The sequence below is a fragment of the Paenibacillus sp. J22P143 genome, from assembly GCF_059692035.1.
Genome location: NZ_JCAUAQ010000010.1, coordinates 30,714 through 44,606 on the forward strand (window position 1 = coordinate 30,714; position 13,893 = coordinate 44,606).

Annotated in this window: 13 protein-coding genes and 4 pseudogenes; 13 read left to right on the plus strand and 4 right to left on the minus strand. The window is 42.5% G+C overall.

Annotated features, from left to right (window positions below; translation table 11 throughout):
- Positions 1–74: 74 nt before the first annotated feature.
- The 9 genes and pseudogenes from AC58PQ_RS15845 (at position 75) to AC58PQ_RS15885 (ending at position 8,228) form a co-directional block, all read left to right on the plus strand.
- Positions 75–1,211 (plus strand): sensor histidine kinase, encoded by a 1,137-nt coding sequence (locus tag AC58PQ_RS15845; RefSeq protein WP_497243067.1) that lies wholly within the window; start codon positions 75–77, stop codon positions 1,209–1,211.
- Complete coding sequence (locus tag AC58PQ_RS15850; RefSeq protein WP_497243069.1) at positions 1,208–1,807, plus strand: response regulator; 600 nt, start codon at positions 1,208–1,210, stop codon at positions 1,805–1,807. Before AC58PQ_RS15845 ends, AC58PQ_RS15850 begins: the two co-directional genes overlap by 4 nt.
- Before the next feature lie 179 nt (positions 1,808–1,986).
- On the plus strand, positions 1,987–2,469 hold the full coding sequence (locus AC58PQ_RS15855; protein WP_497243071.1) for a DUF2975 domain-containing protein: 483 nt from the start codon (positions 1,987–1,989) through the stop codon (positions 2,467–2,469).
- A 10-nt stretch (positions 2,470–2,479) separates the two neighbouring features.
- Positions 2,480–2,701 (plus strand): helix-turn-helix domain-containing protein, encoded by a 222-nt coding sequence (locus tag AC58PQ_RS15860; protein WP_477593263.1) that lies wholly within the window; start codon positions 2,480–2,482, stop codon positions 2,699–2,701.
- 12 nt (positions 2,702–2,713) lie between these two features.
- Positions 2,714–3,961, plus strand: coding sequence for a DUF4153 domain-containing protein (locus AC58PQ_RS15865; RefSeq protein ID WP_497243073.1), 1,248 nt, complete (start codon positions 2,714–2,716; stop codon positions 3,959–3,961).
- Between the two features lie 808 nt (positions 3,962–4,769).
- A pseudogene (locus AC58PQ_RS15870) lies at positions 4,770–5,822 on the plus strand (PAS domain S-box protein); the annotation flags it as partial.
- 123 nt (positions 5,823–5,945) lie between these two features.
- A pseudogene (locus tag AC58PQ_RS15875) lies at positions 5,946–6,290 on the plus strand (ATP-binding protein); the annotation flags it as partial.
- A 162-nt stretch (positions 6,291–6,452) separates the two neighbouring features.
- The gene (locus AC58PQ_RS15880; protein ID WP_497243075.1) at positions 6,453–7,502 is read left to right on the plus strand and encodes a YkvI family membrane protein; all 1,050 of its coding nucleotides are present in this window, start codon (positions 6,453–6,455) and stop codon (positions 7,500–7,502) included.
- 567 nt (positions 7,503–8,069) lie between these two features.
- Complete coding sequence (locus AC58PQ_RS15885; RefSeq protein WP_477589823.1) at positions 8,070–8,228, plus strand: glycine zipper domain-containing protein; 159 nt, start codon at positions 8,070–8,072, stop codon at positions 8,226–8,228.
- Between the two features lie 71 nt (positions 8,229–8,299).
- Here AC58PQ_RS15885 and AC58PQ_RS15890 read toward each other — a convergent pair.
- A pseudogene (locus AC58PQ_RS15890) lies at positions 8,300–8,587 on the minus strand (IS1595 family transposase); the annotation flags it as partial.
- Positions 8,582–8,884, minus strand: a pseudogene (locus AC58PQ_RS15895) (SRPBCC domain-containing protein); the annotation flags it as partial. The pseudogenes AC58PQ_RS15890 and AC58PQ_RS15895, both read right to left, overlap by 6 nt.
- 332 nt (positions 8,885–9,216) lie before the next feature.
- On the opposite strand from AC58PQ_RS15895, the gene AC58PQ_RS15900 reads away from it, so the two are divergent.
- On the plus strand, positions 9,217–10,455 hold the full coding sequence (locus AC58PQ_RS15900) for an ankyrin repeat domain-containing protein (protein ID WP_497243278.1): 1,239 nt from the start codon (positions 9,217–9,219) through the stop codon (positions 10,453–10,455).
- 33 nt (positions 10,456–10,488) lie between these two features.
- Complete coding sequence (locus tag AC58PQ_RS15905) at positions 10,489–10,911, plus strand: hypothetical protein (protein ID WP_497243077.1); 423 nt, start codon at positions 10,489–10,491, stop codon at positions 10,909–10,911.
- Here AC58PQ_RS15905 and AC58PQ_RS15910 read toward each other — a convergent pair.
- Positions 10,892–12,055: an FAD-dependent monooxygenase gene (locus tag AC58PQ_RS15910; RefSeq protein WP_497243079.1), complete on the minus strand. Its 1,164-nt coding sequence runs from the start codon at positions 12,053–12,055 to the stop codon at positions 10,892–10,894. The genes AC58PQ_RS15905 and AC58PQ_RS15910 overlap by 20 nt on opposite strands.
- A 183-nt stretch (positions 12,056–12,238) precedes the next feature.
- On the opposite strand from AC58PQ_RS15910, the gene AC58PQ_RS15915 reads away from it, so the two are divergent.
- Both AC58PQ_RS15915 and AC58PQ_RS15920 read left to right on the plus strand, forming a co-directional pair.
- The gene (locus tag AC58PQ_RS15915) at positions 12,239–12,670 is read left to right on the plus strand and encodes a hypothetical protein (RefSeq protein WP_497243081.1); all 432 of its coding nucleotides are present in this window, start codon (positions 12,239–12,241) and stop codon (positions 12,668–12,670) included.
- A gap of 19 nt (positions 12,671–12,689) precedes the next feature.
- On the plus strand, positions 12,690–13,244 hold the full coding sequence (locus tag AC58PQ_RS15920; RefSeq protein WP_497243083.1) for a QcrA and Rieske domain-containing protein: 555 nt from the start codon (positions 12,690–12,692) through the stop codon (positions 13,242–13,244).
- Between the two features lie 52 nt (positions 13,245–13,296).
- Here AC58PQ_RS15920 and AC58PQ_RS15925 read toward each other — a convergent pair whose 3' ends face one another.
- A complete protein-coding gene (locus tag AC58PQ_RS15925) occupies positions 13,297–13,740 on the minus strand; it encodes a DUF4395 domain-containing protein (RefSeq protein WP_497243085.1) in 444 nt (147 codons plus the stop codon).
- Between the last annotated feature and the right edge of the window lie 153 nt (positions 13,741–13,893).

Sequence of the window (13,893 nt, forward strand, 5' to 3'; positions counted from 1 at the left end):
CAATAAATACTTCATTACATGTTTATGCTAAAATATAAGTAAATCTATATTGAGAAAAAGAGGATAAACGGACTATGCAAAAGTGGTATCAAATTTTTCACAAAAACACCGGTCTTAGTCCGTATGTGTGGGTTGTTTTTTACATCCTCCCTTTTTATTTCATATTTCATTCTTCGGCCACGTACCAATTTGTACTAGGCACAATCATGATTATAGGATTCTTTAGTTGTTACGTGCTTTCCTTCGTTTCTAAAGGATGGATCGTGTATTTTTGGACTAGTGTACAAATTGTAATTTCGATTATTATGACCTTAGTATTCAGTTATGTGTACTTCTCTCTGTTTTTAGCATTTTTTATTGGCACGATGAAAAGTCGAGCAGGGTTTATCACGATGTACTGCATACATTTAGTGACCACCATTGTAACAATTAACTATGGATTGGTATCCCAGAATCCCGTGTTTTTTACGCAACTTCCTTTTATTATTATCAGTGTCATTGGCGTTATTCTTCTTCCAGTCACCACGTTCAACCATAACAGGAGTGAAAAACTCCAGGTACAGCTAGAGGATGCAAATAAGCGGATTTCCGAGCTGGTCAAGCTCGAAGAACGTCAAAGAATCGCCCGCGACTTACACGATACACTTGGTCAGAAGCTCTCATTAATTGGTTTGAAAAGTGATTTGGCTGGGAAATTAATGATCAAAAATCCGACCCAAGCACAAATCGAAATTAATGATGTCCGTCAGACAGCTAGAAGTGCGTTAAAGGAAGTCCGAGAGATCGTTACTCAAATGCGTGGTACGAGACTAGTGGATGAGATGTTTCGTATCAAGCAGATTTTGAAGGCTGCAGAGATCGACCTCATTGTGGAGGGGGATCCTAAGTTAACGAACACCTCGCTGATAAATGAAAATGTGTTGAGCATGTGTTTAAAGGAATCGATTACGAATATTATCAAACATAGCAGTGCTACTACTTGTTCGATCTCCATTGAGCCTTCGCAAAGCGATCTCGTTATCAAGGTGGGGGACAATGGGATTGGCATGACGAAAGAGTCCCTTGTTTTACTTGGAAATGGGTTGCGAGGGATGAAAGAGCGACTTGAATTTGTAAACGGATGTATGGAAATTGTCTCAGACAAGGGAACGACGATTGTTATAAAAGTACCGAATGCGATCATACCAGAGGAAAGAGAGGTGAGGATATGATTCGAATTGTAATTGCCGAGGACCAACGGATGCTGCTTGGCGCACTTGCTTCCTTACTTGATTTGGAAGAGGATATGCAGGTTGTTGGTAAAGCAAGCAATGGCGAGGATGCTGTAAAATTGGTTCAACTGCACAAGCCAGATATTTGCGTCATGGATATCGAGATGCCGGTAATGAACGGTTTAGATGCGGCGGAGCAACTCAAGGGATTGGGTTGCAAGGTCATCATTTTGACTACATTTGCCCGATATGGGTATTTTGAAAGGGCTGTGAAGGCGGGTGCCAACGGTTATTTGTTGAAAGATAGCCCAAGCGAGGAACTGGCTACTTCGATTCGCAGTGTGATGGCAGGTAGGCGAATCTATGCCTCGGAGCTGGTAGATGAGACATATCATGAAGAAAATCCTTTGACGGAGAGGGAAAAGGAAGTGCTTAACCTGATCGCCGACGGTAAAAATACGAAGGAAATCGCTGATCATATGTATATAACACGAGGTACCGTTCGTAACTACATTTCCGTTATCCTCGATAAGCTCAATGTCAGTAGCCGCATTGAGGCTATTATGCGTTTTAAAGAGAAGGGATGGTTCAAATGATTGGCCCCCAAGAAGGCAACTAGGTACCCATAGACTGGACACTTTGAAATAAGGTGTTCTGGCTGTGGGTATTTTTATATAAAAACAATAATATATTTAATTGTGGTATATTTTTATTGCAAAACGATAAATCGTATGTTAAATTCATATTAAATTTAATCATAAGTGAGGGAGTTTATATGGAACGAGGAACAACACTCTTTTTAAAGGCGGCTGTTATTCTTATTGGCATCCCAGTTCTTGCATTGTGCATATTCTTGGTACCGGAGATCGCGAATTATGCAGCAGAATTGTATCCAGATTATACGTACTTGAAATATCTCGTGCTCATCGATTTGTTTGCAACGGCGATACCGTTTTACTTTGCTCTGTATCTGGCTTTTAAACTTTTGAGGTATATCGACAAGAATGAAGCGTTCTCGGAATTGTCTGTAGAAGCTTTAAAGAAAATAAAATACTGTGCAATCTCATTCAGTGTCTTGTATGTGTTAGGGATGCCGCTCTTCTATCTCATTGCGGAGAGAGACGATGCCCCAGGTATCATTTTGATCGCAATGGGCATGATTTTTGCCGCCATGGTGATTGCTGTTTTTGCTGCTGTTCTCCAAAAGCTTTTAAAAGAGGCGATTGATATCAAATCAGAAAATGACTTGACGGTCTGAGGTGACGAACATGGCGATTATAATTAATATTGATGTGATGTTGGCTAAAAGAAAAATGAGTGTAACCGAACTTTCGGAGCGAGTCGGAATTACAATGGCTAATATCTCCATTTTGAAAAATGGAAAAGCAAAAGCGATTCGCGTATCTACGTTAGAGGCGATTTGTAAGGCTTTGGACTGTCAGCCTGGAGATGTTTTAGAATACAAAATGGACGAAGACACAGAAGAATAAGGAGGTACCCCCATGGACAATACCAATTTGATTATTGCGAATATGGCTAACCCCCATGAGCTGGAGAGAATATTTCGTAAAGAACCCGAAGCTTTCAAGAAGTCATTCTCGTACGCCTGGGAACAAAACCCTGAATCGCAGCTTCTTGCCGCGTGGTATGAAAGATTGTATTTCAAGGAGACGGTACATACCGACAAAGCTTCCTTATTTCAGAAAGATTTCATTACGATGGGCATTCTAGCCATTCTGGCCGGGATCATGACGAGGATCCTATTTCATTTTGTCGAAAATGGAGCTATAGCCCCAATTAATCTTGCGTTTGGTGTGCTTCCCTTCATTGCCATCTATTTTGTAATCAAGAATAGGCCGAATAAAAAGGTTCTGTACACCCTATCATTGGCATTCGCACTCTCTGCGTTAATTCTGAATCTGCTGCCGCTAGAGCTAACAGACAGTATGATCCTAGCTTATATACATCTTCCCATCTTCTTATGGGTACTCGTAGGGCTTGCATTTACAGGAATTGATTATCGCAATGGCAGAACAAGATTAGCTTTTCTTAAATTCAACGGTGAATTCGGCATACTTTATGCCCCCATGGCCATTTGCGGAATGCTGCTATTTGGAATCACGATGCAGTTATTTACATTTCTCGGCATGAATATCGAAGATTTCTATTTTAGAAATGTCGTTGTATTCGGTGCTGCCGGTCTCTCTATCGTGGCTACCTATCTAGTATCTAAGAACCTTAAACTTGCGAAAAGTATCATTCCCTATATAGCCAAAATTTTTAGTCCTCTTGTGCTGGCAACCTTGTTGGTTTATCTGATAACGGTTATTGTGGTCGGGAAAAATCCATTCTTGGACCGCGATTTCCTGCTATCCTTTAACGGAATACTCCTTGGTGTATTGGCCGTTACGATATTCTCCATTACCGAAAGCGGCACAGAAGAGAGAAAAACCATTTCGGATTATATCAATTTTGGCCTCATTGTTCTTGCGCTTATCATTGACAGTGTGGCTTTATCGGCCATCGTGTTCAGGCTTTCATCTTATGGGATTACGCCCAACAGACTTGCTGTTCTTGGCGTAAACATCCTGATCTGGGCCAATCTCATTTGGATCATGGTTTCCTATTTATGGTTTCTACGAAACAAATCCGGTCCGATGGCCGTCCAAGATACGGTTACGAAGTATTTGCCGGTTTATGGGGTTTGGGCAGCTTTCGTTGCATTTATATTTCCGTTAATTTTTGATTAGGGGAACTAGCTAAACATGGATTGACAAAGTATAAGTAGTAGCCTGTCCCGACCGCGTGCAAAAGCCCCTCGTCACAATAAGATGAGGGGCATTTTTGTGTTTAATCATGCGCTATATAACCGCTAAAACGGAAGAAAGTAACGGGATTGTTTAACATCAGCCGGATTTACGATCAAAGCTTACAACTTAATCGGCACGAATGATCTCGTTTATACCCTGACTAGACCATAATTGCCAAGCTGGAGAAAAACCCTGTGAGCCATTTTTCGGGACTGACCCCATAACGTGAGACACACCTTTCAAGCATTGGTAACTAGAACTACCTTGTGGAAATTAAAATGCAGGTGATTGCATCCTTACAGTAATTTCTTACTGGAAACTATTCCTGCCTGTATATCGGACAACAATCCAGAAAAGTATCTCCAATTACAGCCGGGAACTTCTATGAGCCAGGCTCTAAAAACCTCATTTTTAGACACTTATGGGTTTTTGCGATTTATTAGAAGGGTCTTAAAGGGGGAAAAGTTCTTCTGATCGCTTCAAAATGAATACCTCCATGTCCGTCCAAGTGTGTGTTATAAACAACTAAAAGAAATGGGTGAAAGATCCAATAAGTATTTTGGCTAAAAACTGGTATAATCAACTAGCTACTCATTTATGTTTCCACGCATGTTCATAAAAAAATGAAAAAATAAGGAAGTTACATATGTATAATAAATCCAAGGCAGCAAGGTTCAATACTCCTTTTAAAATCACTTTTGTCTATGTGTTTATCGGTTGTCTATGGGTACTCCTATCTGACAGATTAATGGACACACTGAACACGTCAGCGGCAATTACTATACATACCTCGAAGGGGCTATTTTATGTTCTAAGTACGGCCTTGATTCTTTATTTTTGGGTCAAACGTTTGAAAAAGGCGCTTACCGAAAGCGAAGAACGTTATCGAATACTTGTGGAACATTCGCCTGAACCGGTACTCGTTCACAGTCAAGGAAATATAGTCTTTATTAACCCTGCTGCAATTAAAATATTTGGCGCAACTAGTCCAGATCAACTTATGGGTCAACCAGTCATTAATTTCGTTCATCCAGACTTTATAGACATTGCGAAGAAACGTATTAGGCAAGTCTCAGAGGAAGGGAAACCAACGGATCCCATTGATCAGAAATTTTTTCGCTTGGATCGACAAGTTTTTGATGTAGAGGTTCGAGGAGTTCCTATTGTCTTCCTTGGTAAACCGGCTGTACAGCTTTTATGTAGGGATATATCTGAGCGTAAACAAGCCCAGCGTATGCTGGAAGAAAGAGAACAAAGTTATAAATCGCTTGTAGATCATAATCCTGATGCCATTTTTTCGTTAGATTTAAACGGGTGTATGCTTCATAGTAATCCTGTTACTGAGAAGATAATGGGCTATCAGAAGGAAGAGCTTCATAATCAATTCTTCCTTCACTTCATTGTCGCTCCAGATCAAGAGAAAACATCGCTTCAGTTTGAAAAGGCGGTAAAAGGTGAATCAAATAACATCGAAATTGCCATTACACATAAAGATGGGACAAGCGTGGAAGTAAACTTGAATCTGGTTCCTATTATCGTCAACGATAAAATCGATGGTGTTTACGGTATTGCAAAAGATATCACAGAACGTAAGCGAACAGAAGAACTATTGCTTAAATCAGAGAAGCTTTCGGTAGTGGGGCAGCTTGCGGCTGGTGTTGCTCATGAAATTCGAAATCCGTTGACCTCACTTAGAGGATTTGTTCAATTATTACAAACGAGGATTGATGGTTATAAAGAATTTTTTCAGATCATGTTATCTGAATTGGATCGAATTAATGATATTGTGAGCGAGTTTATGGTTATTGCCAAACCGCAAGTAGTGAATTTTGAGATGAAGGATCTTAGAAAAACTCTTCATGATGTGATATCGCTGCTAGACACACAAGCAATTCTTAGTAAAGTACAAATTCATACTGAGATTATTGATGACGACATTCCTTTAATCAATTGTGAGGAAAATCAATTAAAACAGGTATTCATTAATATTCTTAAAAATGCGATTGAGGCGATGACAGATGGGGGGGATATCCTTATTCAAATGAAGGTAGACGACAATAAAATTGTTATTCGTTTTATTGACGAAGGCTGTGGAATCTCGGAAGAACGATTGCCGATGTTAGGCGAACCCTTTTACACGACAAAAGAAAAAGGAACCGGATTAGGATTAATGGTATGTCATAAAATCATTGAAGCGCATCGCGGGACTCTCCATATAAAAAGTCAGATCGATGCGGGAACAACTGTTGATCTTATTTTACCAATATAGAAATAAAATTATAGATACTTTACAAATTCCCGACACGCTATATTCGCACATTCAGTAGTCTTGTGCTTAGAATCTATCCGATTACTCCTATCAAATGGCATATCCTGTCCTGTCTTACATACAATGAGATGGTACAAGATACTGCTTGACTATGGGGGAGCTATGAATCGAAAAACGCTCATGATCTTACAAATCGCAGCTACTTACATGGGAACTGTGGTTGGTGCGGGCTTTGCCTCAGGACAGTCCATCATGCACTTTTTCACGATATACGGTGCATATGGCGGAGTTGGCATATTGATTGCAACGATCTTTTTTATATGGATTGGTACGAAAATGATGATACTCTCTCATAGACTTAAGGCGTCGTCCTATCAGGAATTGAACCATTATCTGTTCGGGGATTTTTTTGGGAAAGTCGCTAATACGTTGACGTTTATCATCTTATTTGGCGTTACCGCTGTGATGATGTCCGGTACAGGATCTATTTTTGAGGAGCAGCTAGGATTACCGTATCAGTTTGGCATCATCATTAGTATGTTACTGAGCTACCTGGTCATGAGCAAAGAAATGAACGGCATTTTGGCGGCAAATTCGCTTGTAATGCCTTTGATGCTATTTTTTATGATTCTTATGATCATCCGTGTTGTTGGTGTGGATGGTATTGGGGAAGCTACGAATTGGCAAGCGAAGCAACCGCCCAACCATTTAAAATGGATTATCAGTCCTTTTACCTATGTCGCCTTAAATTTTGCCTTTGCTCAAGCGGTCTTGGTGCCTTTAGGCAGTGAAGTGAAAGATGAGAGCATATTGAAATGGGGCGGATTATGGGGCGGCATAGGGCTAGGCGTTATGCTATTGATTAGCCATTTTGCCATACATTCACGGATGCCGGAGATTTTGAATGTGGAGATTCCGATGGCTGAAATCATACGTGGTTTTGGGCGGTTCTTCCATGTTTTATTCATACTGGTGATCTACGGAGAAATATTAACAACAATCATTGGCAATGTGTTTGGCATCACTCGACATATTGGGCGTATCTATCCACTCCCACGAAAGTGGGTAGTCCTGGCTATTTTGTTCACCTGTTTGTTGATCAGTCAGGTTGGTTTTACATCGCTTCTTACGTATTTGTACCCGCTCTTCGGGTATATGGGGATGATTCTTCTTATTTTTCTAGTAGTGAGACCTGTACCTGGTAAGGATTAGATGATTGATAATTTGCATGGTTCGTGTATATATTGATTTTACTTGGGCAATACTACTATTTATTGCGTAAAATTGAAACTAGAAGTAAACCTGTTTACCGGATAATGTTCGAATAACTAATGTATCCATAATGGAATTGAAAATTGATGAAGTATCGCCTGCAATATGTTTAGTTTCTCCTTTCGGATAAGACGCAAGAATGAAGAAGCTGTGATCCATGATCCAGCTTCTTTTTCGTTGTTTTTGTAATTTAGTGATTGATGATTCCGGTCGTTCCGACTGAAGTAGGAACCAGTTGGATCTTTGCGTTCGTGACTGCACAGGAAAGTGAAGATAGGTCAAATTGGCCATAAGATTTGCGATTGAAGCCTGTGCCGTCATATTTAACAGTCTTGGTAGGTTGGCAAGGTGAAACTTCAAGAAATTTGAAACGTATTGTGTTTCATTTCTGTATCTTTTGTAAAGGCGCAGTATGAAGGGAAGGCTGTAAGAACATACCTATCCGAAACTGCCACAGCAGCAGTGACGTTTTTGGAATGAAGTAAAGAAATGGAGTGATTTATTGAAATGAAAGGTGTCGGAATCGGTGTTTTCATAAGCGTTGGAACTGCATTAGGTGTCGCGTTTGGAGCAGCATTTGATAATGTAGGTCTTGGAATTGTTTTCGGAATTTTAGTCGGATTAGTAATCGGGTTGTTTAGAAATAGCAAAAATAAAGATCAATGATTAAATCATGCCATTCACCTAATAACCAGAAATAACCACTACTTCACAATTACTAAGGAACTATCGCCTTTTTATACACCTGTTCTCAACCTTTCTACGGTCGTAAAGTTCGCTCGTTTGCAGGTATCCAACAGGAGTTTCTTCTGTCTATCAGTAAAATCGAGTTTCTTATGCAACTCTAGAAATCGGAACCAAAACATATAGTTGTCGATATATTTGGTAGCGACTCCTTGAAATCGATCCATCCACTGTTTTAAGCGAGAATGAAACGAGTTCACATGTTGGATGTGGTATATCGACTTCGACACATGAGTTCCACGCGGCAGAATTTCGTGCGTCAATCCTTTCAATTTAGGAAATACATCATGTTTGATGACGATTCGCTCGGGTTTAACGACCTCGACAAAGATGTTGGTGTTGGGATAATCAACGCCATCAGGACCGTGCATGATAAACTGCCATGTGCCGCCCGATTTCATATCAAACTTCTGAAACGTGCTAGTAAAACCTTGAGGTCCCCACCACTTCGACAGATGTTCCTCTTTCGTCCAAGCTTCAAACACAAGATCTCGTGGCGTACCAAATAAGCGAGTGATCAAAATCTGGTTTTCACCTACTTGCGTAGCGATTTTGTTTGTTGTGTTGTTTTGGTCCATGTCCATCCCTCCAGAATGAAATCGATTTTCATTACTCGTCCAGAACGTCACCGAGCTTGTCCAAGAATAGTTTCGTTCCGTGTTCCCGCTGTTCGGGCGTCCCCTTTCTCAGACACTAGCTTGTTATCGATATATTCAATATATACCGTTACATAACGAAAGGGTCAAGTTCTTTTAACTTCTTTCTTTAGCTTCGGTTGAAGGTAGATTACTTCAATAGAAACTGTACAGGAATCACGAAATTCTCCTCGAATTAGTAGCATATACATAGTTGAATGGAGACTACAGACATGAACGAGCAAAAGATCATAGAACAGTTCAAACTGGTTGTCATGAGCAATGATCCGGTCGCGACGAGCCGATGCCTAAACGAGCATCCCTTTCTCGCCGAGCAAATTAATGAGCCGTGGTTTGCCTTCGATACGCCTGCGATCGTCGCCGCAGTTGCAAAGGGGAACCGCGAAACCGTGGACGTGTTGCTGGAGTACGGCGCTGATTTGCATGCAAAAAGTAGCTGGTGGGCCGGAGGATTCGGGGTTTTGCATCATGACCATCATGAGCTTTCCCGATACTTGATTGAACGAGGAGCTCCCGTCGATATACATGCAGCCGCTGCGCTGGGAATGTTGGATACTGTGAAAGAAATGGTCGAGATGAATCCCAACGCTGTCAATCAGCGCGGACCCGATGGGCAGGTTCCGCTTCATTTTGCCACTGAACATGAAATCATTGATTTTCTGCTTGCTCACGGCGCCGATCTCGATATGTGTGATATCGATCATGGCAGCACGCCGGCTCAATGGGCGATTGATAATGCGGATAAATGCAGGTTTCTTATTGAACGTGGCGCGGCAGCGGATATTTTTATGGCGATCAATATGGGAGATGCGGAGCTGGTCAGCTCTCTACTTAATACCACACCCGAGTGCCTTCAAGCTCAAGTCGGGCGGGGCACCTTCACTTCCGGCGATTCGAACGGTGGACACATCTATGTGTACAAAATAGGCGCAAATACGCGACCGCTCTCTCTGGCAGCGCGCCGTAATCATCCCGAGATCGTGGATCTGATCGCAAAGATTAGCCCATTAAATCAGCGTCTGTTGCTTGCCTGCCTGCTGGCCGATCTAGCTGCCGTCCAAACGCTGCTTAAGCAGGATCCGAACCTGATACAATCACTCTCGCTAGTGGATCTAAGCTTAATTGCCGATGCCGCATGGGACAATGAGGTTCAAGTTGTTCGTACGATGCTCGAAGCCGGCTTTCCTGTAGATTCCCGTCGCGACTACAAGGATTTTACGGCGCTCCATAACGCGGCAATGCGAGGAAACGGCGAAGCGGTACAGTTACTGCTAGCGCACGGCGCATCCGCTCATCTAACCCACGGGCACGGCGGCAATGCATTGGACAGCTGCATGTGGGGATCCGTTCACTATCGAGATTCGGCCGGGGATTATCCAGCGGTGACGGAGCTCCTCATTCATGCCGGCTCTCCCTTACCAAACGAAGCGTCTGGCAGCGAAGACGTAAAGGAAGTGCTTGTGCGTCACGGCGTAGGAAAAGGAACCAAATAAAGAGACGCTCATTATTACGGGAGGAGGATTGATGTGGGTTCAAGAAAAGAAAGTCATTATATATTGGGGTATTTTACACATTTAATCGCTGATCATATCTGGTTGAAAGGTTTTTATTTGCCTTGGTTGAGAAACAGAATGGAAGCTAATAAAGAAGTATTGAATTTATATCATAATGATTTCAGATTACTAAATGGAAAGTTATTAAAGTACTATGGTTTTAAAAATGAATTGAGAAAAACGCTTTGTTATATGCCAACAATCTTTGATTTACAAGAGGTTAAGTCCAAAGATGTCGAAGATTTTATTCCTTATGTATTAGGCGATATGGAGTATGATAGGGAAGTCATGAATGAACAATTACATGTATTTACATTCGATCAGATAGTTGGTTATATCGAGACATCAGTTGAAGTGGGGTTTAGGCATATAAAGCCTATACTTCATAGCCAATGATAGGGTCAAAACGGCTTATATATCGGGCATCAGACAAGGAAGCCAGCAGCTTGTTACGGCCGTAGATAAGTAGGGGGTTCTCCAGTTGTACCATTCGTCCCATCGACCGAGACATCCGCACGATCCGGTATGCCCGAGCCATTCGCTCCTTCTCATAGGCTGAAAGTGCAGCCGGAATATCCGGATCTTGCAGGCACCTTGCCAGGACGACGGCATCCTCGATCGCCTGCGCACCGCCCTGTCCCAAATTGGGCAGCATCGGATGTGCCGCATCGCCGAGGAGCGTCATTCTGCCGGAACTCCACTTTGGTAAAGGGCGGCGGTCTTCGATGTTATGGGCCAGAATGGTCGAGCCCTCCGTTGCTTCAATAGCAGACACGACCGGGCTGTACCAACCGTGAAAGTGACGCAGCAGTTCCGATTTTCTCTCCTCTAACGGCGGTATACTCCCTTGAGGCGCGTTAATTGCGGCAAACCAGAATACACGGCCGTTGCCGAGGCTCGAGAGTCCGAAACGTTTGCCAGGTCCCAGCGCCTCGAAGCCCCCGCCATTATTTGCGGTGTGCGCCTCCTTCATTGAACAAACGCCTCTTAAAGCGATATATCCCGAGTACCGGAGCGTGCTATGACCGAATAGTCGTTCTCGTACGGCAGAGTGAATCCCATCCGCACCGATAACGACATCCGCCTCCTCTTGCGAACCGTCTGCGAAAACAGCGATTACGCCTTGGTCACTCTGTTTCCCATCGACCCATTGTTTATGGGTCTGAATAGGTCCTGTCGCCGTTACTGCTTGCACTAGAATCGATTGAAGATCAGCCCTATGGATGACATAGCTTTGCGTACCGTATAATGCCGCTTGTTTGGCAGCCGGAAGACTCGTAATGATTGTGCCATCCCAAGTTCGAATGTCAGCATGAACGACAGGTGCCCCCACGTTCCTGACTGTTTCGCCGAGGCCAAGCAGATCAAGTGCTTTCATGGCGTTGGCTGCTAGCACGATTCCCGCGCCAGCTTCTCTCAGTGAGGTTGCCTTGTCGTAAACAGATACTCGCCATCCTTGCAGCTGAAGCGACAATGCTGTGCATAATCCACCTATTCCCGCCCCAATTACGATCGCCTTCCGTCTCGTTAATGTACCCATGTGTATGTCCTCCAGCTTCGTTAGATCGCGCTATAATTCTTAGTCTCATCATACACAAGGAGGGGGGCTGATGACCACCCACAATGTGGCAGAAAAAGGATTTATTTAACATGCGACGAATTGTATTATATTGGTATAAATGGACACTGGAATTGAGGTAGAGGACTATGAGGGGGACGAAGAATGAGTCGTAATATCCTGCTATCATTTGTATTTCACATTCTGATCCTTGTAATGACAGGTATTTTATATGCAGTGGGGAATCACCCCGGTTTGATTATTTTTGTGCTGCTGTTAGTGCTAATTGGATATATAACGCTTGGGAATGTCTTCCTTAGACCGATGAATTCGGCTGTTACTAATCTCCTATCTGTCTCATTGGTTAGCATAGTCGGTTTCTTAGTTGGGTTATATGCATGGATATTTCCTAGTATGATGGGATTCAATTGGATGATATTTTTAGCATATTACTTGTATATATTTGGATTTACCGATACGTTTAATATGGATCCAGGACCACAGTTTACGTTTTGGTTTTTTGTAGTTCCTTCGTTATTTTTATGGATCGGTCTACAGCTAAAAGCATCTGGATATAACATATTACGTTATTCATAGTGTGAAGGAGTTGACCCATATGACTGCACGATTGCCGCGCAAGATCACAAGAAGATCCTTTCTGAGCTCATCAGGAAAATTGGTATTAGGTTTATCTGGTGTATTACTTGGGGATACGGCGTTGTTTTATTACGGGGCAGTCCATGGAAAAAAGCAAGATGAGCAGGGGCATGGCGCCACTAGGGAAATTCCGAGTAGTTTCATTAAGCTCGGTGAATTGGGGCAGCTACATGCAATGACTGGCTACGAAAAGGTTAACTATAGCGCTACGATCGAGGATGCCTGGGTAAAGACACCTAAACAAGGTTTCGTATATGTGACGAAAGATGAGAGCGGCGCGCTTGTTGTTCTTTCACCAGCCTGCACACATCTGGGTTGTTCGGTGGAACCGGCTACGGAAGCGCAACGGAATAGAAAAAAGGAGCTTTTCTTTTGGTGTCCTTGTCATGGAGCTGAATTCGATATTGTAGGAAATGCTGTCGGTATTGTGCTGCAGGGGTTGGAAAGGTATGAACCAATTATCATTGAGGGTTATGTGTATGTAGATATATCGGCTCCTGGAAAGAGAACGTAAGTGTAAAACCAAAAACCCCCAACCGTAACGGTTGGGGGTTTAGCTTATGGGCTTAAGCATTTCTTCGCGCCCAATATTGCTTCCAGTGAAAATACATGAAGCATCCAAAACAAAATCCACATAAAGCCAGCACGACAGCTATTGTGAGCATACTTAGTGCGATGTAGGCAAGTGTGGTTATATTTAAAAGTAAAGCCGCTATGGTTACGACGAGAAAAAGAATGGCTAACAAGTTGTTGAAACGCAGAAGTTCGCGGCTTTCAGTTCGTGTACTGACAGGAAAGAGTGGAGAGAGCAGCCGGACAAATAGATTGTATTTTACGCCATACGTACGACTAATCAGCTGGATGATCAAAGGAAGGACTAGAATCCATAGCTGCTGACTGAGAACACTGGCAATTATACTTAACAGGATTCCTAGTTGATTACCCCGCACGCGATGCAAGGCCACCTCGTCTACACAATCGTAATCGCCACGCAAAAGTTGGTTCGTCATGGTCATCCTCCATTCATAATGAATTGTTGTTATCATCATTATACGCTAATTCATAGTATTCTGATAGGATTAAAATAATTTTATTATTGCCGCGGAATTTTTCAAAAATATACTTGATAGTCATAGCAGAATTATAGGAATATTAAGCAAGAT

What these genes read in the sequence shown, in the direction of transcription:
- AC58PQ_RS15845 (WP_497243067.1), top strand. Translation starts at nt 75, where the DNA reads ATGCAAAAGTGGTATCAAATTTTTCACAAAAACACCGGTCTTAGTCCG.
- AC58PQ_RS15850 (WP_497243069.1), top strand. Translation starts at nt 1,208, where the DNA reads ATGATTCGAATTGTAATTGCCGAGGACCAACGGATGCTGCTTGGCGCA.
- AC58PQ_RS15855 (WP_497243071.1), top strand. Translation starts at nt 1,987, where the DNA reads ATGGAACGAGGAACAACACTCTTTTTAAAGGCGGCTGTTATTCTTATT.
- AC58PQ_RS15860 (WP_477593263.1), top strand. Translation starts at nt 2,480, where the DNA reads ATGGCGATTATAATTAATATTGATGTGATGTTGGCTAAAAGAAAAATG.
- AC58PQ_RS15865 (WP_497243073.1), top strand. Translation starts at nt 2,714, where the DNA reads ATGGACAATACCAATTTGATTATTGCGAATATGGCTAACCCCCATGAG.
- AC58PQ_RS15880 (WP_497243075.1), top strand. Translation starts at nt 6,453, where the DNA reads ATGAATCGAAAAACGCTCATGATCTTACAAATCGCAGCTACTTACATG.
- AC58PQ_RS15885 (WP_477589823.1), top strand. Translation starts at nt 8,070, where the DNA reads ATGAAAGGTGTCGGAATCGGTGTTTTCATAAGCGTTGGAACTGCATTA.
- AC58PQ_RS15900 (WP_497243278.1), top strand. Translation starts at nt 9,217, where the DNA reads ATGAGCAATGATCCGGTCGCGACGAGCCGATGCCTAAACGAGCATCCC.
- AC58PQ_RS15910 (WP_497243079.1), bottom strand. Translation starts at nt 12,055, where the DNA reads ATGGGTACATTAACGAGACGGAAGGCGATCGTAATTGGGGCGGGAATA.
- AC58PQ_RS15915 (WP_497243081.1), top strand. Translation starts at nt 12,239, where the DNA reads ATGAGTCGTAATATCCTGCTATCATTTGTATTTCACATTCTGATCCTT.
- AC58PQ_RS15920 (WP_497243083.1), top strand. Translation starts at nt 12,690, where the DNA reads ATGACTGCACGATTGCCGCGCAAGATCACAAGAAGATCCTTTCTGAGC.
- AC58PQ_RS15925 (WP_497243085.1), bottom strand. Translation starts at nt 13,740, where the DNA reads ATGACGAACCAACTTTTGCGTGGCGATTACGATTGTGTAGACGAGGTG.